The sequence below is a fragment of the Brumimicrobium sp. genome (assembly GCF_048268645.1).
In the GTDB taxonomy this organism is placed as follows: domain Bacteria; phylum Bacteroidota; class Bacteroidia; order Flavobacteriales_D; family Crocinitomicaceae; genus Brumimicrobium; species Brumimicrobium ulvae.
Genome location: NZ_JBLWVE010000016.1, coordinates 1 through 24,642, shown reverse-complemented (window position 1 = coordinate 24,642; position 24,642 = coordinate 1). Strand labels below are relative to the sequence as shown.

The window sequence follows — 24,642 nt, the reverse complement described above, 5'->3', positions numbered from 1 at the left end:
AAGCAACGCGGATAATCACGGATTTCACCATTGGTGAATTAGAATTGTAGCGGATTTTAATTTTACCATAATAGCAAGTTGATTTTTTTCTTTCAACTAAAATACAATGAATACAAGCACTTAGATAGAAATTATTACTAGTTAAAAGTTGAGCTTTTCAAAAGCACAAGATTTACGAAATTCTCGAAAAACAAACATTAAAAAATAAATAATAGACAAAAAATAAGTTATGAAAAAATTACTCTTTATCGCCTTAGCTTTTACAAGCACAATTGCCTTTGCTCAAAAGGATAAAAAAGAACAAGACAGAAAATCGATTTTAGCAATGGAAGGTTGCTATAAGGTCACTTTCGATTTTGCAGAGACTTTCTCTCCAGATACAGGATATGTGAAATATGATAATTATTCTTCTCACGGAATTGAATATGTTTTTGCCATAGAAAACGAGCCAGACTTCATTTCTCTACAGCATATTTTAGTGGTCAACGACACGTTTATCGTAAAGCATTGGCGACAAGATTGGTTGTATGAAAATCAAACGATTCTAATGTATGACAAAGACAGAACTTGGAACAACAACGAAATTTCTAAGAAAGAAGCCAAAGGAACTTGGACGCAAAAAGTTTTTCAAGTCGATGATAGTCCTCGTTATGAAGGATACGGAACTTGGGTTCATGTCGACGGAAAGCACTACTGGGAATCTGTAGCAGATGCACCATTACCAAGACGAGAATTAACAGTAAGACAAGACTACAACGTTACCAAACGTCACAGTCGCATGGAACTTACAGAAAACGGTTGGTGGCTAGAGCAAGACAATGAGAAAATTTACCGAGACGAAAATGGAGATGACCATTTAATCACTTGGGAAAAAGGGCATGAGATCTTCACCCGTGGCGACTACAATTGTCAACCAGCAATCGATTGGTGGAAAGAACACCACAGGTTCTGGGCAGATGTTCGAACAGTATGGGGAAAAACAATTGCTGCAAATAAAACGATGAAATTCGAAAGAAAAGTAGACAAAAAGTTGATGTATGAACACTTGTTTGGTCTTGGAGAGCAATTCAAAGGAGAACAATATGATCAAGCAGCAGCAAAAAAGGAAATTCAATCTGTAATCAACGCTTACCTCAATCAGAAATAATCAATTCATAATTCAGAAATAGTAAATATTGATGTTGTCTAAACTTTCTGTGTTAGAAAAGAAAATAACTCAATATCAAACTCAAAAACCAATAAGGGTTGACTATCAAAAGAAAAACAATGAATACAAAAGCGAATTTTAAAAACATCTTCTTTACATCTATTTTACTATTGTGTTTAAGCACCTTTGTTAGTGGTCAAACCATTACGGTGATTTCGCTTGAAGATAGTCAGCCCTTACCTGGTGCTCGAATTGACATTCATTTGAATGGTCAAACTCATCACTACAGTACGCAAATCAATGGGGAATTTAAAGTCAATGAAACTTTAATCAATAAAAAGTTGAGCATGACCATTTCATTTGCAAGTTATGAAACGAAGCGATTGGAGAATTTAGTTATTTCAAAAGACACCACAATTGCTTTAGCTTCTTCCGTTAAAGAGTTTGAAGAGGTAGCCATTACCGCTCAATACAAATCACAAGTAGTTGAAAAAGCAGTACACAACATTAAGGTTATTGATCGTCAGAAAATTGAAGCCATGGCGGCACAAGACTTAAAAGATGTACTGACTAACGAATTAAATGTTCGATTGGGGGAAGACAACATCTTGGGCAGCAGTATGCAATTGCAAGGAATTGGTGGGGAAAACGTAAAAATTCTTGTCGATGGTGTTCCTTTAACCGGAAGATTAAACGGAAATATCGATTTATCTCAAATTCCATTGGAAAGCATTGAACGCATTGAAATTGTTGAAGGTCCACTTTCTGTTAGTTATGGAACGGATGCTTTGGCAGGAACCATAAATATCATTACAAAGAAGAATCAAGCCCGAAGGTTTGAAGTAAATTCAAATAACTATTTTGAAAGCAGCGGAAAAGTGAACAATACAGTTTCATTGGGTTGGCAGCTTAAAAAACATCAAATTCGATTAGAAGGTGGTCGTCACTTTTTTGATGGTTGGGACCCTTCTCATAAAGCGTTTCATTTTGATCCTCATCCAATTGCTGATAGTTCACGTGTGATGCAATGGAATCCGAAAGAACAAGTTTTTGGTGGAATGAATTACCGTTACAATAGAAAAAACACCTTGTTCAATTATAGCGGACAACTTTTTAATGAAAATATAATCAATCGTGGAATGCCTCGTCCACCTTATCAACAAACAGCCTATGATGATTATTATAAAACCACACGAATAAATCAACGTGCTAATTTTCAATACCGTTTTAAAAACAACTACCGTCTTTCATTTATTGCGGCTTACAATGGCTATTTCAGACAAAAAAACACGCAAATTCGTGACTTAACAGAAATAAGCGACGTAATTTCAGGGAACCCTAATGATCACGACACTTCATCTTACCACAGTTTTATTGCGCGAGGAAGGTTCATTCAAACCAAAGTCAACAGCAAAATTAATTACGAAATTGGTTACGATATTCTTTACGAAATTGCCAATGGAGAACGAATTTTAGACCAACAACAATCCATTGGAGATTATGCACTTTACGCCACTGCAGAATATTCTCCATTCAAGTCTTTGATTATTCGTCCTGGAATTCGATATGGCTACAATTCAGAATATAAATCGCCTGTGACTCCTTCAATTAATATCAAATATGATTTCTTTGAACGTGAAAAGCAGCAAATGAGTTTACGTGCTTCCTACGCCCGAGGATTCCGCTCCCCCTCCATTAAAGAATTACATTATGTTTTTGTAGATATTAACCACAATATCGTAGGGAACCCAAATCTAGAAGCAGAATATGCCAATCATTTCAACCTTTCTATACATCAAAATGTTCGCTTAAAAAAGTTGAAACTGAAAAATAAAGTGGTTTTATTTTACAACGACATTCACCAGTTGATCACCTTAGCACAATCCTCAGCCACAGAATATTCTTACTTCAATTTAGACAGATATACAACTACCGGATTACAAGTAGAAAGTAATATCAATTACAAAGACATTACAACAGGAATTGGGTTGGGCTACATTGGAAGGTACAATGATTTAAAAGCGGATGATTCGAAATCGATCAACTTTTTATTTTCGCCAGAGGTCAAATTTAACCTCCAATACAACTGGAAAAAAGCAGGAATTCAGACCGCTGTATTTTATAAGTACACAGGAGTTTTACCCAATATCAGAACCAATGAAGAGGGAGAATTGTACGAAACACAAATCGACGATTATCACATGACAGATTTAACAATTTCCAAATTTGTGTGGAACAAAAGATTGAAGTTTACAGCAGGAGTTAAAAACCTGTTTGATGTGACTTCAATCACAGGTTCTGCAAGTGGCGAAGGAGCTCATGCTGTTAGCTCTGGAAGTGTGAGCATAGGTATGGGAAGAGTTTATCATTTAGGAATTCGACTTCGACTTAATTCAAAATAAAATTATAGAGAGATGAGATTAACAATACTTTTTATCAGCACTATTTTATTGACTTCTTGTTTAAAAGAAGAACGTCCAGTTCCTAAAAGAGAGGCTGGAGATATTATTTCCAATCAAGTAAGTATAGGCTCAAAATATGAACATCAAGCCTACTTTGATCTATCGACCAACCAAATGACAGGTAAAAACTCAAAAGACATTTGGGACATTGGTTTTGAGGCAGGAGAAAATGGGAGTCGGGTAATCATCAATACGGCGAGAAACATGATGGTATACAGCACAGACAAAACAAATCTTGCAGACATTACCAGTGAGAATGGCTATATCACAAACCCAAAATTCGATAATGCTACAGGAAACTTAGATTCAACAGGAATCGGGAATTGGCAAGATGGTTTTGTTCGTATTATCGACATGGGATATTCTGCAGCAGGCTCACCTATTGGTTTTTATAAACTGAAAGTCCTCGATGTTACGCCTACTACTTACACTTTTGAATTCGCAAGCATTGCCTCTACAACATCAACCTCCGTGACGCTATCCAAAAAAGTGGAATACAATTTCACCTACTACAGCATGCTTGACAATGCAGAAAGAGAAGTCTCTCCAAAAACCAAAGACTGGGACCTCGTTTTCACGCAATACATTCATCAATTTTATGAACCCGTTGAAACCCCCTATTTAGTAACAGGTTGCATTACCAATCGAATAGACACCAAAGTAAAAATGATCACAGCAGTTGACTTCGATGATATTGATTTGGCCTATGCTTCCACCCTAGCCCTCTCCGAAAACACCAATACCATTGGATTTAGTTGGAAAACATTGGTCGGAAACAATTATGAAATCAACACCAACATCTCTTATGTTATTCAAGATCATGAAGGAATTTACTTCAAGTTAAGATTTATCGATTTCTATTCAGAGACAGGCGAAAAAGGGAATCCTGTTTGGGAGTTTGTGGAGTTGTAAAAGCTTCCTTACCTCTTTTAATATACTGAAAAACTGAGCATTTTAAATAAAACATCTAAATCATAAGGCATAGAAAACCTGGTGATTTACTAAGCAGAAACAGCTAAGGTAAATTCTGAAGTCTATTTTTTATTTGGCCACCTTTTCCGCCTGCTACCTATAATTCGCTTGTTGTTTTTGGCAAACAATGCTTTTTTCGGGAGCTTCACAAGGTCGCTCCACAAACTAGCTTGTTTCCAACAAACCAACTTCACAAAGCTGCCGGTTTCCGTCGGGATGGGAATCGAAGCTTCGGATTTTGGTTTTTAGCCGTAGAATTACACCTCTAATTATACCCTTACAAACGCTTATTACCTTTTGATTCAATCAAGAACATAGCGGTTTGCAGCTGATAAAAGGAAATTGTTGTTAAATTTGAATGAAAATGTATAAGTTGGCTAATCGTAATACGATTAGCTGATTGTTAGTAGCAATTGACCATTATGTTAAAAGAGATTACAATAAAATCAAGTAACCATTTGCCTACTGACTTAGGTCAAGTTGCGGAATGTATGCTTTTCTATGAAAGGGTGAATTTAATTTGTAATTTTGGTTTTTTCATAAAATTAATAAATTCAAATCAGGTGTATTCCTTCATTGATTTGATGAAAACAGAGGGCTTGAATGTGTATATTTCAGATAATGTTTTTGCTTTTGGTAATAGCAAAATCATACCTGACTGGAATAATATTGTTCTAACAAGTAATTCAGCCCACTTATCACAGTTTGAACGGTTAGAAAGAATGATTGTCAAGACTACTGGTAGAAGAGGATATGGACGACGTTTAACTTCTAAAATCATAGATAATTCTTCACCTTTTGAAAACAAAGCAGAAGTAATGCAACATGTTCTAGCCGACTTTGAAGATAACGTTTATATGAAAAGAGCCATTGCTTATTCCGCTAATGAGTATATTGTCAATGGCAAAATAGAGTCGGAACTTGTCGAGTTCGATTTAAAAAAAATTAATGGTGGAATTCTGTTAAAAACTAATCTAAACACTGAGTTTATTGAAAGTAAAGAAGGTCAAAGGGCATTCGATAATATAACTATTCTAGGTAATGTATTGGATACTAGAGCGGATGCTAATATTGCAACTGAATTTGGTTCTGATATCTCGACTAGTAATATTAACACCTTACTTTTAGAATATAAGGTTAATGATATTCTCACGAGATCGTCAAAAAACAGAACTTCCTTAAATAATTTCTCAAAATTATATTTGCCAAATGGAAAACCTATTCGAAATGCAATAAATAGCAATGAACGCAGTCTCACTGAATTTATGAGGTTACTTGAAAAAGCCGATAAATTTAAGAGTTGGTTGAATAATTTTGATGGAGATAAAGATATTCTGACTGAATATTACAATGCAGTTTCAAAAGAAAGTTGGGTTGACAAGCTTCCTGCCAAAGGCTTTAGGTGGACATTTTTTACTGGTGCCGGTATCTTGTCAGATATTGCTGCTTCAGGAGGTCTTGGGACATTAATCGGAATCGGTTTAAGTCTTGGTGACACTTTTTTATTGGATAAAATGATAAAAGGTTGGAAACCAAATTCTTTTATTGATAACGAAGTTGCGAAATTTTTAAATTATAAGGAATAAATGCTACTAACATCAGCTAGAAACAATAAACCAACCCACCTAACCGTTTTTACGTATTTTTAGCATTAACGTTAGCTGTAATTGGATGAAGACTTTAAGAGACATATACTTTGATACAATGCTGAACATAACATCTGATGAGTTTATTATTTCTAAGTGTTTTGATGAAATCATTCATGCCTATGAGAGTGAAGGAAGGTACTATCATAATCTTGAACATCTTAAAGATTTGTTTTCGGAATTGGAGCGAGCAAGTCATTTGATTGATGATTTTAATCTGGTTAATATAGCTGTTTTTTATCATGACGTAATTTATAATCCTACAGCAAACAATAACGAGGAGAAAAGTGCTGAATTTAGCTCAAATCATTTAAAATTAATGAGGGCTTCGGAGCAGCTGATTAAAACTGTTTATGAGGCTATTATTGCTACTAAAAAACATTCTGAATCAGAAAACAACAACATTAATATATTTACTGATGCAGACTTGTCAATTCTAGGAACCAACTCTGAACATTATAAAAAGTATTCACAAAAAATCAGATACGAATACATCACATATCCGAGTTACCTGTTTGATAATGGAAGAATTCAGGCACTGAAACAGCTCATGGATACTGGAAGATTATTTAAGTCAGAGTATTTCTACAAATTGAATGAAAAACAGGCATTGGATAACCTTCAAGCTGAATTAGACTCACTAGTTAAAAGAAACTATAAATCAGAACGAGAAAATGGAGAATATGTGCAATATTTAGAATGGGATGGTGATTTAAGTGAGTTTTTCTACAAATCTGTTGAAATACTTGACCACACTAAAGACGTACACAAAATTAATTATTATCCAGGTTGGTTTGATAGTGGATATTACAGATTCACCTATAAAGGAATTTCTCTTCATCTTGAATACGATGGTATGCTAGGTACATATTTAAAAACTGAACCAAATTCATCCCAGAAAGAAAGGCAAGTAGCAGAAGAAATCTTTGATAAGCTTCTTGAAGTAAGACTTGAAGAAAAGGAAATCAATCAATTAAAGAGTTATTTGAAAAAACAGCTAACAAAACCTAAACTGCATTAAAACGCCGCATATTCTCTCCGCTATCCTAATAAACACTCCAACAAAACAAATCAGAACCACCAAAACTTAACTCCAAAAGAAAAAGATTAAAGAAACACCAAAACAATGAACAACTCCTCTTTCAAAGCTGAATTAACCCAATGGCTAGCCCATTCTAAAAAAGCATTGCAAAACACCAACTCTTTCTCTAGCGAAGAAGTGCAAACCATTCAAGCTGAAATAGAAAAAAGAGAAGCGTTGGCCAATGAATTAAAAACTGCTAATTCTTCTAAAAACGCAGTAGCGTTTGAAGGGTCTTACAACATTATTGGGTTGAATCAGGATGAAAGACAAGGTCGTTATTTTGGTTTTCTCCATATTTCAAAAGTTAGTGAGATCAGAGTAAATGCAGAATGGGTCATCAGTGGAGAGCAGGTACAGCAAGGAAGTGGATTTTATCATGGTGATACGCTCGTCATTAATTTCTCTTACGAAGGCGAAGTAGAAAATGCAGGTAAAACCTACAAAGGTGTTGTCGTTTACAAACTGATCAACGATTCAATTTTAACAGGGTTTTGGTCAGAAAAACATGGAAATGATGAGTTTCTTGGGTTTGAAGAAGGACGGAAATTGAAAGCTTCTGAAACAATTTGGGAACAAGCAAAAATGAATTGAGATAACTATTGGAGGAAAGTTTAGCGCTTTTTTCGTGACTTTGGACTGATTTAGTAGAATAAAGGAATTTTCTATTTTCAAAAAGTTGTTTGCAATTATTAATTCTTTCTATATAAAATAGTAATTCAACTCAGAACTCCTCATTACTTTCCGATCAATAAACACAAATCTTCCTTATACCATTTTAGATATTCCTCCACCTTCAACAATTTCCCTTCCGAAAGGTTTTAAGGCCAGCTTCGCCATTTTAAAATGTTGTCTTGCCCATGGAATACCTACCATCGAAATAGCAAAGATGATTCCCAGAACAAAATGGGATAAAAAGATCCAAACTCCTCCCACCAAGAACCAAATTACATTCATGGTTATAGATAAACCTGAGTTTGAATTTTCAATCACTCGCGTTTCTCTACCAAATGGCCATATAGCTAAACCTGCCAATTTTAAAGTTTGTAAACCGAAAGGAATTCCAATAATGCTTACAAAAAGCAATAGACTTGAAATAAGATATTCTATAGCAATAGCAAGTCCTCCAAAGATTACCCAAATAAGATTTCCTATAAAATTCATGTAATAAAGGCTTAAGTCTAACTTTTATTTACACTAAAGTTAGACAATCCTTATTTGATTTAATCATTTTTAATGAAAAATCATTAATAACAATACTGCGAACAATATTGAAAACCTCGTACAATTCTATCCCAAACGATAAATCTCTTTGATTTCTTTCAAGATGCTATCAAAATCAATATTTAGATCGATTAATTTACCCGAATGAATATCAAAAACCCAACCGTGAACAGCTATTTCTCTGACTTTAGAAGCTTTTTGAACTGCAGCAGTTTTAATTACGTTGATACATTGCTCCTGAACATTCAATTCAACCAAACGCTTATACCTTTCCTCTTCGTTCTCGATGGCGTTTAATTCTTTTTCATGGATTCTGTAAACATCTCTAATGTTTCTCAACCAAGGATTCAACAATCCTAAATCTGCCGGTTGCATGGCCGCTTTAACTCCTCCACAATAGTAATGTCCACAAACCACAATTAATTTAACCTCAAGGTGTTTTACCGCATAATCTATAACTGACATTGCGCTTAAGTCTGTGTTTGGAACCATGTTGGCAATATTCCTATGAACAAAAGCATCTCCTGGGTCTACTCCCATTAACTCCTCTGCTGTAACTCTACTGTCTGAACATCCTATGTAAAGAATCTCTGGATTTTGACCTTTTGATAAGTTCTCAAAATACTGAGCATCCAGGTTTAATTTTTTCTGTACCCAACTTCTATTGTTCTTGAAAATTTGTTCAATATCCATACGCGTAATTTTTATCTTGTAGATTTTTTAAATATGAAACAAAAATAAATCGTTTTCAGTGAAATCCTAAGTAAATTGCAATAAAAACTGTTGATGATAAAAATATCTAGTTTTATCTTTACGCATTCTAATAGAATGATAAGTATCGAAAAAGTCTAAGGTAAATGTTAGGGTATAAATAGCATGTAATCAGAATATATTTAGCAATAAAGAAAGTTAGCTCCTTAAAATCAAAATTTTAACAGATTTCTTCTCCGTTTCTCAACTTTTTTTACTTATGTTTGTTATTATTATCAGCAATGCTAAAAAGAATTTTATCCATATCACTGATGCTCGTTATCCTCGTTTTAAACCTTGGACTAACGCACATTACGCATTATTGCGGAGATGAAGCGGTAGAATCTGCCTTTAGTTTGGTTCATTCAGATATAAGTTGCGGTATGACTCCATCAGAAATGGAAGACTGCGCAAATGTTGACTATAACGAACACAAAGAATCCATTCAAAAGAAAGGATGTTGCGAAAACGAATACACTTCAATTGCTGCAGACATTGACTATAATCAAAGTCAAGTTACTTCAATTCCACATTTAGACTTTAAATTTGTGATGGCATTTGCTTACTCTTTTGTAAGCAACAACTTGTTTTTGAAAAAAGACAAACCTTCATTTGAATCTTATCGCCCCCCTAGTCTTGATCGAGATATTTCTGTCTTGCATCAAGTATTCATCATTTAGAATAACAAAAGATTAAACTTTCATCTGATCTAGATTGAAAGAAGAGGATGTTTTTCGCATTCCTCAATGAATATATTTTTCATTTTTAATTATTTGTTATGTTGAATAAAGTTATTCGGTACTTTCTTGAAAACAAGTTAGTAACCTTTTTGATATTAGTTTTATTTATAGGATGGGGTTTGGTCACTTCTCCTTTCAGTTGGAACATTGGGTTCTTGCCCTCAGATCCTGTAGCCGTTGATGCTATTCCAGATATTGGAGAAAATCAACAAATTGTTTTTACCGAATGGATGGGAAGATCTCCTCAAGATATCGAGGATCAAATTACTTATCCTTTAACGACTTCTTTACTGGGAATTCCAGGAGTAAAGTCGATTCGGAGCTCTTCCATATTCGGATTCAGTAGCATCTATATTATTTTCGATGAAGATGTTGAATTCTATTGGTCAAGATCGAGAATAATTGAGAAGCTGAATTCGCTTCCTTCAAATTTACTTCCTGATGATGTTCAACCTGCTCTGGGACCTGATGCTACGGCGTTGGGACAAGTATATTGGTACACACTAGAAGGACGTGACAAAGATGGGAATCCAACTGGCGGTTGGGATTTGCATGAAATCAGAACGGTACAAGATTTCTTTGTGAAATACAACCTTAATGCGGTGGAAGGAGTTTCTGAAGTGGCTTCCATTGGAGGTTATGTTCAAGAATATCAAATCGATGTAGATCCCGATGCCTTGAAAACTTATGATATCCCACTTTATGATGTGATGAATGCTGTAAAGAAATCAAATCGAGATATTGGAGCCAAAACCATTGAAATCAATAAAGCGGAGTACTTGGTAAGAGGTCTTGGATATGTGGAAAGTATCGAGGATATCGAAAAAGCTGTGGTTACGGTAAATGACAATGTTCCCATTAGAATCAAAGACATTGCGGTGGTAAACTTGGGACCTTCTACCCGACGTGGATTATTAGATAAAGACGGTGCTGAAGTTGTAGGTGGTGTTGCTGTGGCAAGATACGGAGCTAATCCTTTACAAGTCATCAATAATATTAAAGATAAAGCAGATGAAATTGCCAGTGGATTACCCAAGAAAACCTTAGCCGATGGAACAGAAAGTCAATTGACTATTGTGCCTTTCTATGACCGAACGGAACTCATCAATGAAACCATTGGAACCTTGGAAGAAGCATTGTCACTCGAATTATTGATTGTGGTTTTAGTCGTTGTGGTGATGGTACTCAATTTACGCGCTTCCATTCTTATTTCAAGTTTGCTTCCTGTTGCCATCTTGATGGTTTTTATTGCCATGCGCTATTTCAATGTCGATGCCAATATTGTAGCCTTATCGGGAATTGCAATTGCCATTGGAACCATGGTCGATTTGGGAATTATTCTCTCTGAAAACGTCATAAAACATATTAAAGAATCTCCCAAAAGCCAAAAACTAATTGATACGGTCTATAATGGAGTGGCAGAAGTAAGTTCAGCTATTTTGACAGCGGTAACCACAACAATCGTAAGTTTTATTCCTGTTTTCACTATGCAAGCAGCAGAAGGAAAGTTATTTCGACCTTTGGCGTTTACCAAAACCTTTGCTCTTATTGCTTCATTAATTGTGGTTTTGATTATTCTTCCCACCCTTGCTCATTTAGTTTTTAAAATTAACATCAAGAAAAACACCAAAGGAATTGTACTCAATACACTGCTAATTGTAGGTGGGTTATTTGTTGCTATGTGGATGAGTTTGTGGGGCGGTTTAACTTTGTTGGCTTTTGGAATATCTTGGTTTATCACCGAGTACAGCAAACAAAATCGAATCTCCAAAAACCTTACGGTATATATCACCGTGGTTTCTGTAGTTTGGTTGTTAGCCAAATATTGGATGCCACTAGGTCCAAGCAATTCTCTTTTAATGAATTTCTTATTTGTAGGAGTTATTGTGAGTCTCATTTTGGGGGCATTTTATCTATTGGAAAAATACTATACCCACATTTTAAACTGGTGTTTAGACAACAAAGTCAAGTTTTTATTGATTCCCACTTTTGTAATTCTTTTTGGTTCAACAGCCTGGTTAGGATTTAACACTATGTTTGGCTTTGTTGCCACTGGATTTGACAAAATTGGGGTGAATATTCGAACGACTTCAGTTTGGTCTGGACTCAACCATTCTTTGCCTGGATTAGGAAAGGAATTTATGCCATCCTTAGATGAAGGAAGCTTTTTATTGATGCCGACCTCGATGCCTCATGCAGGAATTGAGCAAAACAAACAAGTAATTCAACAATTGGATATGCTTTTGGCTAATATTCCAGAAGTTGAATTGTCAGTGGGGAAAATGGGAAGGGTTGAGTCTGCGTTAGACCCTGCTCCTATTTCGATGTATGAAAACGTAATTAATTACAAATCTGAATACATTCTCAACAAAAAAGGTCACCGTGAACGCTTTAAAGTAGATGAGGACAATAACTTTATTCTAAAAAATGGCGATACACTCAGTACTGAAGAAGCAATTCATAAAAATATTGGCCGAGAAGACTTAATTTCAGACGATTCAGGACAGTATTTCCGAAATTGGAGAGAGAACATTCGTTCTCCAGATGATATTTGGGATGAAATAATTAAAGTGACAAATATTCCAGGAGTAACTTCTGCACCAAAACTTCAACCGATTGAAACACGATTAGTGATGCTTCAAACGGGAATGAGAGCACCAATGGGAATCAAAGTTTTTGGTCCGGATCTCGAAACAATTGAAGATTTCGGAATGGAGTTAGAATCAATTTTAAAGGAAGTACCCACCGTAAAGAAAGAAGCTGTATTTGCGGACAGAATTGTAGGTAAACCTTATTTACATTTCGATATTGATAGAGTTGCTATTTCCAGGTATGGATTGAATATTGAAGATGTGCAACAAACCTTGGAAACGGCTGTTGGTGGAATGGAAATTACGTCAACTGTAGAAGGACGTAAAAGATTTCCTGTGCGTGTACGCTATCCACGAGAACTCCGCGATGATCCTAGTCAGCTGGAGAAAGTATTTGTACCCACTCCAACGGGAGTTCAAGTTCCATTGATTGAATTGGTGGATATTGAATATGTTCGAGGTCCACAAATGATAAAAAGTGAAAATACCTTTCTCGTAGGTTTTGTACTCTTCGACAAAAAAGATGGCGTTGCGGAAGTAGATGTTGTGGAAGATGCACAGCGTTTTATTAAAGACAAAATCGATAATGGTGAATTAATCGTTCCAAGCGGAGTGAATTATGAATTCTCTGGAAATTATGAAAATCAAGTGAGGGCTGAAGAACGTTTGGCGATCATTGTTCCACTGGTGCTTGTGGTGATTTTCCTCATTCTTTACTTCCAATTTAGATCGGTAAGTACTTCCCTGATGATTTTCACAGGAATTGCCATGGCATTCAGTGGTGGATTCATTATTCTTTGGTTCTACGGACAAGATTGGTTCTTGAATTTTAACTTCTTCGGAATGAACATGAGGGAACTCTTCCAAATGAAAGCCGTGAACATGAGTGTCGCTGTTTGGGTTGGTTTCATTGCCTTGTTTGGTATTGCTACCGATGATGGAGTTTTAATGGGAACTTACCTCGATCAAAGTTTTAAGAAACACAAAACCACTACTTTACCTGAAATTAAAGAAGCGGTAGTGATTGCTGGACAGCGTAGGATCAAACCTGCAATAATGACTTCAGCAACGACCATTATTGCTTTACTCCCGATTTTAACCTCAACAGGAAGAGGAGCCGACATCATGATTCCCATGGCAATCCCCGCTTTTGGTGGAATGCTATTGGCTTCGATTACCTATTTTATTGTTCCAGTTTTATACTACTGGAAAGAGGAACGTAAATTTAAAAAAGAAACGAAATGAGAAATTATATAAACATCTTATTGGCTTTGGTTATAGGAATAAGCGCTAATGGAAGTGCTCAGTCTTTGGATCAATATCTAACAGAAGCCGCAGAGAACAATCCGCTTCTAAAAGCGAAATATGCAGACTTCGAAGCTTCAGTGCAAAGGGTTGCGCAAGTGAATTCCCTTCCAAATCCGAGCATTTCTTTCGGCTATTTAATTAGTCCCTCGACGCCACATCCAGGAACTGAAAAAGCAAGTATTGGCATTCGACAAACGATTCCATGGTTTGGAACGCTAAAAACTTCAGGAAGTGTTTATGAACTTCAGTCAGAAGCTATGTATCATGAATTTATCGATGCGCGAAATGAGCTGTTTATGAAAGTGAAATCGGCTTGGTATCCTTTGTATGAAGTCCACCGTGAAATTGAACTTCATAAGGAAAACCGAAAGGTTCTGGAGAGTTACAAACAACTCGCTACGACAGGATTCAAGGTAGGAAAAAACAGCATGTCAGATGTTATTCGAGTAGATCTGCAGATTGAAGATACAGATACGAAAATCAAATTGTTGGAAGATAAAATCAAACCTTTAACGGTTCAGTTTAATCGCTTGCTCAACAGGGAAGATAATTCCGAAATTGAAATGGTAGAGTCAATTGAATTGGTAGAAATTCCGCTGAATTACAGAAGAGACAGTCTTTTGGTGAGTAATCCGACTTTGCATTCGCTGGACCTAAAACACCAATCCGCACAGGCTTCGGAAGTACTGGCGAAGAAAGAAGGTTTACCAGGATTTGGAGTAGGTTTGGATTACGGATTTATGCCCGACGGCAGAAATATGATTATGCCAATGATTAGCGTCACCCTTCCGATTTACAGAAAAAAATATAAAGCTTTTGCGAAAGAATCACAGTTGAAGCAAGAAGCAATTGAGCATTACAAAAGTGATGTTGAAAATACTTTGATTTCAAGTTACGAGCTGACTTTCTATGAATTGAAGAGTGCAAAAGAACAATTGCTTCTCTACGAAAGGCAAATTGAAAAATCAAAACAGATCATCACCCTACTCGAAAAAGAATACAGCAATTCAGGGGAAGATTTTGTCGAGATTTTACGCATGCAACAAGAATTAATCAACTACCAAATCGCAGAAGCTACAGCGACAAAGAATTTCTTTATTGCTTTGGCAAAACTAGATTATTTAACAGCAAAATCAGAATAAAATGAAAAATAGAAAGACAATATATATCGCGATCGCCACTCTTGTTTTAGGTTTATTATTGGGTTGGATGATTTTTGGATCAGCAGCTAAGTCAGGTCAGGCAGAAGCCCACGATCATACTGAAGACACCATTTGGACGTGTTCCATGCATCCTCAAATTCGAGCAAATGAACCCGGAGCTTGTCCTTTGTGTGGAATGGATTTAATTCCTTTGAGCACGGATTCTAACGATGATGGAAATCCTTTAGAAATTCGAATGTCTCCAACGGCTATGCAATTGGCGAATGTACAAACTTCAATTGTGACCAAACAGAAACCGGTCAAGGAAGTGCGGATGAATGGAAAAGTGAAAACAGATGAACGCAATGTTTATTCTCAATCCTCACACATTCCAGGGAGAATTGAAAAACTGACAGTAAACTTTACTGGGGAAACTATTCAAAAAGGACAAGTTTTGGCTTACATCTATTCTCCGGAATTAGTTGCAGCACAAGAAGAGTTGTTTGAAGCGCATAAAATAAAGGAATCCCAACCTTCTTTATTTAGTGCCGCTAAAGAAAAACTAAAGAATTGGAAGTTAACAGAAAATCAAATCAATAAGATCCTTGCAAATGGAGAAATTCAAGAACAATTCCCAATTCTAGCAGACGTTTCTGGAGTTGTTACCGACAAGAGAATCAACCTTGGGGATTACATTCAAAAAGGACAATCGTTGTATGAAATAGCTGACATCAATACGGTTTGGGTACTGTTCGACGTTTACGAAAGCGATATTCCTTGGATTAAACAAGGTGATAAAGTAGAATTCACCGTTCGTGCACTTTCCAACGAGAAATTCAAAGGAGAAATATCCTTTATCGATCCTGTGATTAATTCTAATACACGAGTTGCTTCGGCCAGAGTTATTCTTAAAAATCCTGGACAAAGATTAAAGCCAGATATGTTCGTTCAAGGGATAATCGAAAGTCAACTGGAGGTGAACGAAGAGGTGATTGTCGTTCCAAAATCTGCCGTAATGTGGACAGGAGAACGTTCTGTTGTTTACGTAAAAAACACAACTTCGGACAAGGTCAGTTTCTTGATGAAAATGGTCACTTTAGGACCTTCATTGGGTGACGGATACCTTATTAAAGAAGGATTAGAAGTCGGTGAAGAAATTGCAACAAATGGAACATTCAGTATAGATGCCGCAGCACAATTAGCGGGTAAGCCAAGTATGATGAGTCCAGAAGGAGGAGTTCCTGTTTCAGGTCATAATCATGGAGGAGCTTCTCATTCTGAAACTATGACAATGGAAGAAATGTCCATCGGTCAAAAGGAAAAAGATGCCTTGTCTCCACTTTTTGAAGCGTATTTTACATTAAAAGACAACTTAGTCAATGACGATTTCAATCCTGGAATTTCAAGTGCAAAGCAAATGTTTGAAACACTAAATCAAGTTGATATGAAAGTCTTTACAGGCGATGCACATGACTTTTGGATGAAAAGAAATGACCAACTAAAAAGTCAATTGAAAAATGCCGCAGCAACAAAGGACATTCAAAAGCTAAGGATTTTCTTTGAACAAATCTCTGAAGAAATGATTCTCCTTTTGAAAACTTTTGGAGCTATGGACAAAGCTATTTATATTGAACATTGCCCTATGGTAAACAACGACAAAGGTGCAGATTGGTTAAGTTTAGAATCAGAAATTAAGAATCCATATTATGGAGCAGCGATGTTGAAATGTGGTGAGGTAAAACAAGTAATTAAATAGTTAATTAATAATCAAAAATAAATAAAATGAAAAAAGTAAATTTAAAAGTAATGTCAGTATTAATGGCAGGAGGCTTTTTCATACTCACAAGTTGTGCAGGTAGTGATTCTACACCTACTGAAAAACCAACAGAAACTACAGAGCAAGTGAATTCTTCTACACAGACAGAAGAAGTAACGAAAAAGGACAACCTTTCTTCAATACTCAATAGCTATTTCGAAATGTCAGAAAACCTTACAAATGATTCTGCCGACGACGCAGCAAAATCAAGTGAGAAGTTATCAAATGCATTAAAAGACTTTCAAGGTGATCAGCTTTCAAACAAAGAATACAAAGAAGTTGATGAGATCATGAATAGTTCAATTGAACATGCTGAACATATTACTGAAAACGCTGGCGATATTCACCATCAACGTGAACATCTAGTTTTGCTTAGTGTAGACATTAAAGATTTAATAGAGATTGTTGGAACAGACCAAAAGGTTTACGAAGCTTATTGTCCGATGGCAAATAATAACAAAGGCGCTATTTGGGTAACAAATAAAAATGAAGTTGAAAACCCTTACATGGGACAAAGTATGCCAAAGTGTGGAAAAATAAATGGTGAAATCAAATAAAATGAAGTCTTATATTAAATGGATAATATATAGCTTATTGATACTGCTGGTTGGGATACAATTTATCCCAGCCAGTACTAATCAACAAGAAATCACACCGTACACTGATATACGAAAAGTGTATGCTATTCCAGATAATGTATTATCAATTCTTGAAACCTCCTGTTATGATTGTCACAGCAACCATACTAACTATCCTTTATACAGTAAAATTCAGCCAATGAGAATGTTAATGGACAAACATGTTCGCGAGGGAAAAGAAGAATTGAATTTTAGTGAGTTTGGAAACTATTCAGATAGAAAAAAAAGAAATAAACTATTCTCTATACAGAACCAAGTTAAAGATGGTGAAATGCCACTTTCCTCCTATACACTAATGCACAATGATGCCAAATTAACAGCGAATGAAAAGAAGCTGATTGAAGAATGGATTACTAATTTATAGAAAGATGGATGTCATAACAAAAGAATTTAATGTTAAAGGAATGCTTTGCAGTCGTTGCTTAAAAGTATTAACAACTGAATTTAAAGAATTAGACGTCAAAATCATTGACATCTCTCTTGGAAAAATTGTATTACGCTACAATCCAAAGAAAGTCAGTAATTCAAAAATCGAAGAGATCATAAAAAACAATGAATTTGAAATCATTGGTAATAGTGAAGATATTCTTGCAGAGGAAGTTAAAAGGATAATTATTGAATACGTTTGGTCTTCTGATCTTCAGCTAAAGTTATCTGAATATATCACCAAGAGAATAGATTTAAATTATGATTCCTTAAGCAAATTATTTTCAAAAACATTCAACAAAACGATTCGTCAATATAGCATCTTATTAAAAGTTGAGCGAGCAAAAGAATTAATTGAAAATGATGAATTAAACTTTTCTGATATAGCCTACAAATTAGGTTATCAAAACTCTTCTGCATTATCTCGACAGTTTAAAAATGTTACTGGAATTAATTTATCTGAATACAAAAACCATGAGAAGAGTAAGCGCATTCCCATAGACAAAATATGATATTCATTAAATGTAAAATGGTAAACAATAAAGTTAATACTATTATATATTTGTTTAGCAACGATTTAGTAACAGATAGCTTGAACTATTATAAATTATAAAAGTAAATAAAATGAAAAATATACTTGTACCCACAGACTTTTCGAAATGTGCTCAAATTGCATCAGAGCTTGCCTTAGAAATGGCAAAAAAAGCAAATGCAGAAATTCATTTCCTTCACTTGCTCATGACTCCAGTAGATTGGGTTGAACTTCCAAAAGAAGAAGAGGATAATTTTCATGAGACCAAGAAAAAGATCGGTTATGCAAAAAGTGAATTAAGCAAACTCAAAAGGAAAGCTGAGAAAATGGGGTTAATAGCCAAAGTTTTTCTAGTTTTTGATAAAGGTCGTGAAGAAATTGATTTGCATACTCAGCATCATCACCACGATTTTATAGTAATGGGTTCAAATGGTTCTAAAGGCTACAAGGGTGTTTTAGGTTCAAATACACAACGTGTAATTAGAAATTCATCTGTACCAGTATTAATTGTGAAAGGAAAATTTGATGACTTTAAAATAAAGAACATTCTTTTCGCTTCAACATTTGAGAAATCGGCTGAAAAACATTTCAAAACAGTAACAGAATTAGCAAACGTACTCAATGCTAAAGTTCATCTATTAAATGTAAACACTCCGCATAACTTTAAGGAAACAGATGCTGCTAATGAAAATATCGACACGTTTTTAAAACCTTATCCAAAAGGTGCTTATCCAATAAATATCATTAATGCATTGAACGAAGAAAGAGGAATAATCAACTTTTCTCAAAAAAATGAAATTGATGTTATTGTTTTAGCTACCCATGGGAAGTCAGGGTTGAAGAAATTAATCTCACCAAGTATAACTGAAAGTGTAATCAACAATTCAGATATTCCCGTTATTACATTTCATTTATGAAATCCACGACACAAATAAATATCGTAAAATACAATAATGATGTCGTTCCTTTTGATGTCAATAAACTCATGAATTCTCTAAGGCGCACCAATGCAGCTGAGAATATTATTCAGGATATTGCCCATAAAATAGAAGATCAAATTGAAGAAGGAATGACCACAAAAAAGATTTACCAATTGGCTTTTAAAATGCTAAAAGGTAAATCTAGTGTCAGTGCCTCAAAATACAAACTTAAGAAAGCACTTATGGAATTGGGACCTTCGGGTTTTCCTTTTGAAAGATTTGTGGGAAAAATCCTAGCACATGAAGGCTATGAAACTGAAGTTGGTGTAATTGAACAAGGCAATTGCGTTCAACACGAAATAGATGTGATTGCACAAAAAGACAATCAACATCACATGATTGAATGTAAGTATCACAGCAGCCAAGGTAGATTTTGTAATGTAAAAACTCCGCTTTATATTCATTCTAGATTCTTAGATGTAGAAATCAGTTGGAAAAAATTAAATGGTCATGAAAACAAAATCCATAAAGGAGGACTCTACACAAATACACGCTTTACAACAGATGCACTTCAATATGGTAATTGTGCGGGATTGTTAATGACGAGTTGGGATTACCCAAATAATAACGGATTAAAAGACAGAGTGGATAGATTAGGATTACATCCTTTAACTGCGCTTACAAACCTTACAAAAGCAGAGAAAACCAAATTGCTGGATAAAGGGATAGTACTCTGTAGAGAACTTCATGCAACCCCTTCTTTATTAACAGAAATAGGAATTCATCAAAAAAGACATAAAAATATTTTAAAAGATTCGGAAGAATTATGTAAAAGCGAAGATTAATACACAGTGATTACTAATCATAAATTATAAAGATTTCAATTATGAAACAACACGAACATCACAATCACGAGAAAATGGACCATTCAAAAATGGATCATTCTGGTCATGGAGAAATGAAACACGATCATCACAAAATGATGATACAAGATTTTAAACGAAGGTTTTGGATCTCTTTGATTTTAACTCTTCCTATTTTGGCCTTATCTCCAATGATTCAAGGAATACTTGGAGTAGAATGGGACTTCTCTGGAAGTAATTATGTGCTTTTCGGTCTATCGAGTATTGTTTACTTTTATGGTGGTTGGCCATTTCTAACTGGTTTAGCAAGTGAATTAAAAAGCAAATCCATTGGAATGATGACCCTTATTGCGGTCGCTATTTCTGCTGCTTACTTCTATAGTGTTGCGGTTGTTTTCGGGTTTGAAGGCCATACCTTCTTTTGGGAATTAGCTACACTTATCGACGTAATGTTAATCGGACATTGGCTTGAGATGCGCTCTATACTTGGTGCAAGTAAAGCTTTGGAAGCCTTAGCAGAATTGATGCCCAATGAAGCTAACTTGGTTGACGGTAACCAAACACGTAAAGTAAGTATTGGTGATTTAAAAGAAGACGATATAATTTTAATTCGACCGGGTGAGAAAGTACCTGCCGATGGAGTAATTGTTGAAGGAGAAAGTGACCTCAATGAAAGTATGTTAACAGGGGAAAGTAAACCTGTTACTAAAACGGTCAATGATGAAGTAATTGGTGGTGCCATCAATGGAAATGGTGTGGTGAAAGTCCGTGTGAAAGGAATCGGAGAAGGAGGTTATCTCTCCAAGGTGATCAATATGGTACAAACTGCTCAAAAGCAAAAGTCAAAAACACAGCGACTTGCAGATGTAGCTGCTAAATGGTTAACAGTTATAGCTTTGGTCTTAGGTTTTGGAACTTTTTTCACGTGGTTGGCACTGGGTGAAACAGTTGCTTTTTCAATGGAACGTATGGTGACTGTGATGGTTATTTGTTGTCCGCACGCCTTAGGACTAGCGATTCCACTCGTTGCTTCCATATCTACAAGTGTTTCTGCAAGAAACGGATTATTGATTCGCAATCGAACTGCTTTTGAAGCGTCTCGAAAAATCACAACCATCGTTTTTGACAAAACAGGAACTTTAACCAAAGGTTCGCATGAAATTACTCGTATGGTTTCGCTTCATTCTGACTATACAGAAACGGATCTATTAACTTATGCCGCAGCAGTAGAAAGTCCATCCGAACATCATATTTCTAAAGGTTTAACACGAAAAGCAAAGGAAGATAAATTAGAAATTCCTTCTGTTACTGATTTCAAGTATAATGCTGGAATTGGTGTTCGTGGAATCGTAAATGGAAAGGAAGTGCAAGCAGGAGGATATTTGTTGTTAGAGCAAATGGATCAAAAGATAGATGAGGATGAAAACGAAGGAATTGAAACCAAAATCTTCACTTTTGTGGATGGAGAATTAATTGGTTTCATCACTTTTGCAGATGAAATTAGAGAAAGTTCTTTTGATGCCATACAAACACTACATAATCATAACATAAAAGCTTCTTTACTCACAGGAGATAATGAAATTGTTGCTAAAGATGTTGCTGAGAAACTAGGACTCGACGATTATATGTCAGAAGTCCTCCCCGATCAAAAATTGGAGAAAATCAAAGAACTTCAAGCGAGAAATGAATTTGTTGCCATGGTGGGTGATGGTGTAAATGACGCGCCTGCTCTTGCCCAAGCGGATGTTGGAATTGCGATTGGTTCTGGAACTGATGTTGCTGCAGAAACTGCCGACATCGTCTTAATGGACAGTAACCCGAAGGACATTGTTAATTTAATATTATTTGGAAAAGCGACTTACAAAAAAATGGTTCAAAATTTAGTTTGGGCTACGGGATACAATGTTATCGCTTTGCCTTTAGCAACAGGTTTCATTCCAGGACTAATGATAAGTCCCGCTTTTGGAGCTGCTTTGATGAGCGTGAGTACTATAGTTTGTGCCTTGAATGCGCAATTGTTGAGGAGGAAGATTGGGGGGTAGATATTGAGGAATAATTCCATTAAATCGAGAGAAGTTAGAATCCCATATTGCAGAGCAGCAATATTGAATTGTGGTGAGGTGTTGTAGCTTGTGGAGTAAGGTGCTACCTGATTAACAAAACACCTTATTCAGTTAGAAACTATTGTTTTTTCAATATAATAAGGTGTTACTCCTCCCTTAAAATCCGATGTTTACACCATCCTCACCTTTGACTTACCGAAGCCTTTTCTAAAAGTATCACTCACAGTAAATTTACTTTTACCAATAGTAAGATTGCTTTTTCCGTAAGAATCAACTTTTTGAAGGTTGATGATTTATGAACGATTGATCTGCAAGCACATACTTTCAGGCAAAAAGGTTTTTACTTTTTTTAGTGTAATGTTGATTATAGATGCACTGTTATAAATTTGAATATTGCTCTCTCATAAAAATTAGACAACAACTTGTTACTCAAATATAAAAACGATGTGACTCTAAAATAAGTCAACAGATTGTTGACCAATCGAGGCAGAGTTTAAAAATGTGATTGATTTAAACTCAAATGATTATTATTTTGCCACCTTTTCCGCCTACTACCTAAAGTTTATTCCTTCTTTTTGGCAGTCAATGCAATTTGTGGGAGCTTCACAAGGTCGCTACACAAATTCACTTGCCTTGCAAAACAAAAAGAAGTTCACAAAGCTACCGGTTTTCGTCGGGGTGGAAATCGAAGCTTCGTGTTGGAATATTAAGCGTAGAATTAAACGTTTATTATACGTATAATTCTACGATTAGGAAGAGGTTTAAATATTTTACTTTTTTTACAATCAATTTAAAAGGCCTGTTGTAGTTGAGGTTTTGTGTTGAAATTAATGTTATATTTGGTGGAATGGATACAGTTCGGATATAGACTATTGTCGAAAGCCGATTGTTATGGTTAACTGAAGAACTAGATGCAAATAATAAGACCTGATATGCTCCCATTAATTGCAGGATTTATAATTCTGTTCTTATTCTTGGTTGGAATAATAGGTATGATTTTATTGTATTCTGGATTAAACACATTTAAACAGAACAAACTGAGTGCACCAATGATTGGAAAAATTGTTTTGGGTTGTTTATGTTTAGGATTTGTGATCTTTAATTGGATCGGATACAATTCAATATTCTCACAAAATGAAAAGCTAATAGCGGGTGAATATATCTGTTCTAATGCCAAATTGACCATTAATCCGGATTACACATGGAGAATTACAGGAGACAATGAATCTTCATGTAAAAGAGGAAAATGGGAGTATGTAATGTCCGAAGACTGGTGCTACTGGAATATTGAATCAGAAAATATGAAATGTAGAACTCAAATTGGAACTCCCAAAGAAGGTGACCTCAAAACAATTATTTTTAAAGAACAGAATTTAACTTTTGAAAGAATAAAATAACCATAACATGCGGTAAAAAAAATGGCGCACGATTATACTCGAGAGAAGCGCCACATTTCCTACCGCAGAACCGTTGTGCAACATATAAAGAAAGACATTGGGACTATCACAATACATAAAATTTAAAAGCGACTCAGTTGAACTTGAGAAGTTTCTTACCAAAGAAGGATTTCAAAAGGTCGGAAACACATTCACATTCAAGGGTTCGACAATGGAAATGACACTTTTCAAAGAAGACTACGGCTTATTTCTAAAAACGAGTGGAGACTACTTTAAACTTTATGGAAACTTAATTTCCGAATTAGGAACTGTAACTGAACAAGTCATTATCGAAGACTATTAAGAATTGAACCAAGAAAAACTAAATATCGAAATAGATAAACTTCAAAGAAGACGAAAGTTCTTTAGTGACCACTTTCCTGAAATTGAAGGAATGAAAGGACATAGCTTTGTTCAAGAACTTGACCTACCAAATACTTGTCCAGTCTGTGGCTTTTATTCGCTTGGAGAAAGAGACTCTTGGGAAATTTGTGGAATATGCTATTGGGAAGACGATGGACAGGATGAGTACACTAAAGACAAAGTGAAAGGTGGACCTAATGGAAAACATTCACTTTCGAGATATCGATCCGCATTCTATTCTGAAATTGAGAAATCAAAAGAAAGTCGGACGAAAAGCCTAATTCGAAAGTTTCATAAGCTCATTGAAGGAAAAGGAAAATTTGATGAAACTGAAATCAAGAATTTGATTAACCAACTTGAGAAAGAAGGGGACAAATTGATAAAAAATAAATAAAATACGTTGCATAGTCGAGTAGGTAAAGGGGAGTTTCACCCCTAAACCTCTCACAGAACCGTACGTGAACCTCTCGATTCATACGGCTCTTGTTATACAGTCGATACGGTCTGAATAAATTTAGACCA

At 35.4% G+C, this 24,642-nt stretch carries 21 protein-coding genes; 19 read left to right on the top strand and 2 right to left on the bottom strand.

The annotated features are described in order from the left end of the window. Positions 1-229: 229 nt before the first annotated feature. From ACN0U3_RS11885 to ACN0U3_RS11860, 6 genes are all read left to right on the top strand, one after another. Entirely contained in the window at positions 230-1,147 is a 918-nt protein-coding gene (locus ACN0U3_RS11885) for a DUF6607 family protein (RefSeq protein ID WP_417266397.1), read from the top strand. A 119-nt stretch (positions 1,148-1,266) separates the two neighbouring features. Beyond that, positions 1,267-3,549: a TonB-dependent receptor gene (locus tag ACN0U3_RS11880; RefSeq protein WP_417266396.1), complete on the top strand. Its 2,283-nt coding sequence runs from the start codon at positions 1,267-1,269 to the stop codon at positions 3,547-3,549. A gap of 12 nt (positions 3,550-3,561) precedes the next feature. Further along, positions 3,562-4,521 (top strand): HmuY family protein, encoded by a 960-nt coding sequence (locus ACN0U3_RS11875; protein ID WP_417266395.1) that lies wholly within the window; start codon positions 3,562-3,564, stop codon positions 4,519-4,521. A 482-nt stretch (positions 4,522-5,003) separates the two neighbouring features. Then, entirely contained in the window at positions 5,004-6,167 is a 1,164-nt protein-coding gene (locus ACN0U3_RS11870; RefSeq protein ID WP_417266394.1) for a hypothetical protein, read from the top strand. Positions 6,168-6,285: 118 nt separating this feature from the next. After that, the gene (locus ACN0U3_RS11865; RefSeq protein WP_417266393.1) at positions 6,286-7,248 is read left to right on the top strand and encodes a phosphohydrolase; all 963 of its coding nucleotides are present in this window, start codon (positions 6,286-6,288) and stop codon (positions 7,246-7,248) included. Between the two features lie 105 nt (positions 7,249-7,353). Then, positions 7,354-7,902, top strand: a complete 549-nt coding sequence (locus ACN0U3_RS11860; protein WP_417266392.1) for a hypothetical protein — start codon at positions 7,354-7,356, stop codon at positions 7,900-7,902. 174 nt (positions 7,903-8,076) lie between these two features. Here the strand turns inward: ACN0U3_RS11860 and ACN0U3_RS11855 are convergent, their stop codons facing one another. Together ACN0U3_RS11855 and ACN0U3_RS11850 are read right to left on the bottom strand one after the other, a co-directional pair. Beyond that, on the bottom strand, positions 8,077-8,472 hold the full coding sequence (locus ACN0U3_RS11855; RefSeq protein ID WP_417266391.1) for a YccF domain-containing protein: 396 nt from the start codon (positions 8,470-8,472) through the stop codon (positions 8,077-8,079). Between the two features lie 126 nt (positions 8,473-8,598). Further along, positions 8,599-9,225 (bottom strand): carbonic anhydrase, encoded by a 627-nt coding sequence (locus ACN0U3_RS11850; RefSeq protein WP_299207486.1) that lies wholly within the window; start codon positions 9,223-9,225, stop codon positions 8,599-8,601. A gap of 299 nt (positions 9,226-9,524) precedes the next feature. Here ACN0U3_RS11850 and ACN0U3_RS11845 point away from each other — a divergent pair, with 299 nt between their 5' ends. The 13 genes from ACN0U3_RS11845 (at position 9,525) to ACN0U3_RS11785 (ending at position 24,514) form a co-directional block, all read left to right on the top strand. Next, positions 9,525-9,962, top strand: a complete 438-nt coding sequence (locus ACN0U3_RS11845; RefSeq protein WP_417266390.1) for an HYC_CC_PP family protein — start codon at positions 9,525-9,527, stop codon at positions 9,960-9,962. Positions 9,963-10,060: 98 nt separating this feature from the next. Further along, the gene (locus tag ACN0U3_RS11840; protein WP_417266389.1) at positions 10,061-13,858 is read left to right on the top strand and encodes an efflux RND transporter permease subunit; all 3,798 of its coding nucleotides are present in this window, start codon (positions 10,061-10,063) and stop codon (positions 13,856-13,858) included. After that, positions 13,855-15,063, top strand: coding sequence for a TolC family protein (locus ACN0U3_RS11835; protein WP_417266388.1), 1,209 nt, complete (start codon positions 13,855-13,857; stop codon positions 15,061-15,063). The genes ACN0U3_RS11840 and ACN0U3_RS11835 overlap by 4 nt, the downstream gene beginning before the upstream one ends. 1 nt (position 15,064) lies before the next feature. After that, a complete protein-coding gene (locus ACN0U3_RS11830) occupies positions 15,065-16,819 on the top strand; it encodes an efflux RND transporter periplasmic adaptor subunit (RefSeq protein ID WP_417266387.1) in 1,755 nt (584 codons plus the stop codon). Positions 16,820-16,845: 26 nt separating this feature from the next. Next, the gene (locus tag ACN0U3_RS11825) at positions 16,846-17,436 is read left to right on the top strand and encodes a DUF3347 domain-containing protein (protein WP_417266386.1); all 591 of its coding nucleotides are present in this window, start codon (positions 16,846-16,848) and stop codon (positions 17,434-17,436) included. Between the two features lies 1 nt (position 17,437). Continuing rightward, a complete protein-coding gene (locus ACN0U3_RS11820) occupies positions 17,438-17,881 on the top strand; it encodes a heme-binding domain-containing protein (RefSeq protein WP_417266385.1) in 444 nt (147 codons plus the stop codon). Between the two features lie 4 nt (positions 17,882-17,885). Beyond that, entirely contained in the window at positions 17,886-18,455 is a 570-nt protein-coding gene (locus ACN0U3_RS11815; protein ID WP_417266384.1) for an AraC family transcriptional regulator, read from the top strand. Positions 18,456-18,567: 112 nt separating this feature from the next. After that, on the top strand, positions 18,568-19,392 hold the full coding sequence (locus ACN0U3_RS11810; RefSeq protein WP_417266383.1) for a universal stress protein: 825 nt from the start codon (positions 18,568-18,570) through the stop codon (positions 19,390-19,392). Beyond that, positions 19,389-20,240 (top strand): ATP cone domain-containing protein, encoded by an 852-nt coding sequence (locus tag ACN0U3_RS11805; protein WP_417266382.1) that lies wholly within the window; start codon positions 19,389-19,391, stop codon positions 20,238-20,240. Before ACN0U3_RS11810 ends, ACN0U3_RS11805 begins: the two co-directional genes overlap by 4 nt. A 41-nt stretch (positions 20,241-20,281) precedes the next feature. After that, positions 20,282-22,300, top strand: coding sequence for a copper-translocating P-type ATPase (locus tag ACN0U3_RS11800; RefSeq protein WP_417266381.1), 2,019 nt, complete (start codon positions 20,282-20,284; stop codon positions 22,298-22,300). Between the two features lie 932 nt (positions 22,301-23,232). Further along, positions 23,233-23,718, top strand: coding sequence for a hypothetical protein (locus tag ACN0U3_RS11795; protein ID WP_417266380.1), 486 nt, complete (start codon positions 23,233-23,235; stop codon positions 23,716-23,718). Between the two features lie 97 nt (positions 23,719-23,815). Then, on the top strand, positions 23,816-24,061 hold the full coding sequence (locus ACN0U3_RS11790) for a hypothetical protein (RefSeq protein ID WP_417266379.1): 246 nt from the start codon (positions 23,816-23,818) through the stop codon (positions 24,059-24,061). A 3-nt stretch (positions 24,062-24,064) separates the two neighbouring features. Beyond that, positions 24,065-24,514, top strand: a complete 450-nt coding sequence (locus ACN0U3_RS11785) for a CPCC family cysteine-rich protein (RefSeq protein WP_417266378.1) — start codon at positions 24,065-24,067, stop codon at positions 24,512-24,514. The last annotated feature ends 128 nt before the right edge of the window (positions 24,515-24,642 follow it).

Bases quoted from the DNA above. Each gene is read 5' to 3' on its own strand.
- ACN0U3_RS11885 (WP_417266397.1), top strand. From the start codon at position 230: ATGAAAAAATTACTCTTTATCGCCTTAGCTTTTACAAGCACAATTGCC.
- ACN0U3_RS11880 (WP_417266396.1), top strand. From the start codon at position 1,267: ATGAATACAAAAGCGAATTTTAAAAACATCTTCTTTACATCTATTTTA.
- ACN0U3_RS11875 (WP_417266395.1), top strand. From the start codon at position 3,562: ATGAGATTAACAATACTTTTTATCAGCACTATTTTATTGACTTCTTGT.
- ACN0U3_RS11870 (WP_417266394.1), top strand. From the start codon at position 5,004: ATGTTAAAAGAGATTACAATAAAATCAAGTAACCATTTGCCTACTGAC.
- ACN0U3_RS11865 (WP_417266393.1), top strand. From the start codon at position 6,286: ATGCTGAACATAACATCTGATGAGTTTATTATTTCTAAGTGTTTTGAT.
- ACN0U3_RS11860 (WP_417266392.1), top strand. From the start codon at position 7,354: ATGAACAACTCCTCTTTCAAAGCTGAATTAACCCAATGGCTAGCCCAT.
- ACN0U3_RS11855 (WP_417266391.1), bottom strand. From the start codon at position 8,472: ATGAATTTTATAGGAAATCTTATTTGGGTAATCTTTGGAGGACTTGCT.
- ACN0U3_RS11850 (WP_299207486.1), bottom strand. From the start codon at position 9,225: ATGGATATTGAACAAATTTTCAAGAACAATAGAAGTTGGGTACAGAAA.
- ACN0U3_RS11845 (WP_417266390.1), top strand. From the start codon at position 9,525: ATGCTAAAAAGAATTTTATCCATATCACTGATGCTCGTTATCCTCGTT.
- ACN0U3_RS11840 (WP_417266389.1), top strand. From the start codon at position 10,061: ATGTTGAATAAAGTTATTCGGTACTTTCTTGAAAACAAGTTAGTAACC.
- ACN0U3_RS11835 (WP_417266388.1), top strand. From the start codon at position 13,855: ATGAGAAATTATATAAACATCTTATTGGCTTTGGTTATAGGAATAAGC.
- ACN0U3_RS11830 (WP_417266387.1), top strand. From the start codon at position 15,065: ATGAAAAATAGAAAGACAATATATATCGCGATCGCCACTCTTGTTTTA.
- ACN0U3_RS11825 (WP_417266386.1), top strand. From the start codon at position 16,846: ATGAAAAAAGTAAATTTAAAAGTAATGTCAGTATTAATGGCAGGAGGC.
- ACN0U3_RS11820 (WP_417266385.1), top strand. From the start codon at position 17,438: ATGAAGTCTTATATTAAATGGATAATATATAGCTTATTGATACTGCTG.
- ACN0U3_RS11815 (WP_417266384.1), top strand. From the start codon at position 17,886: ATGGATGTCATAACAAAAGAATTTAATGTTAAAGGAATGCTTTGCAGT.
- ACN0U3_RS11810 (WP_417266383.1), top strand. From the start codon at position 18,568: ATGAAAAATATACTTGTACCCACAGACTTTTCGAAATGTGCTCAAATT.
- ACN0U3_RS11805 (WP_417266382.1), top strand. From the start codon at position 19,389: ATGAAATCCACGACACAAATAAATATCGTAAAATACAATAATGATGTC.
- ACN0U3_RS11800 (WP_417266381.1), top strand. From the start codon at position 20,282: ATGAAACAACACGAACATCACAATCACGAGAAAATGGACCATTCAAAA.
- ACN0U3_RS11795 (WP_417266380.1), top strand. From the start codon at position 23,233: ATGCAAATAATAAGACCTGATATGCTCCCATTAATTGCAGGATTTATA.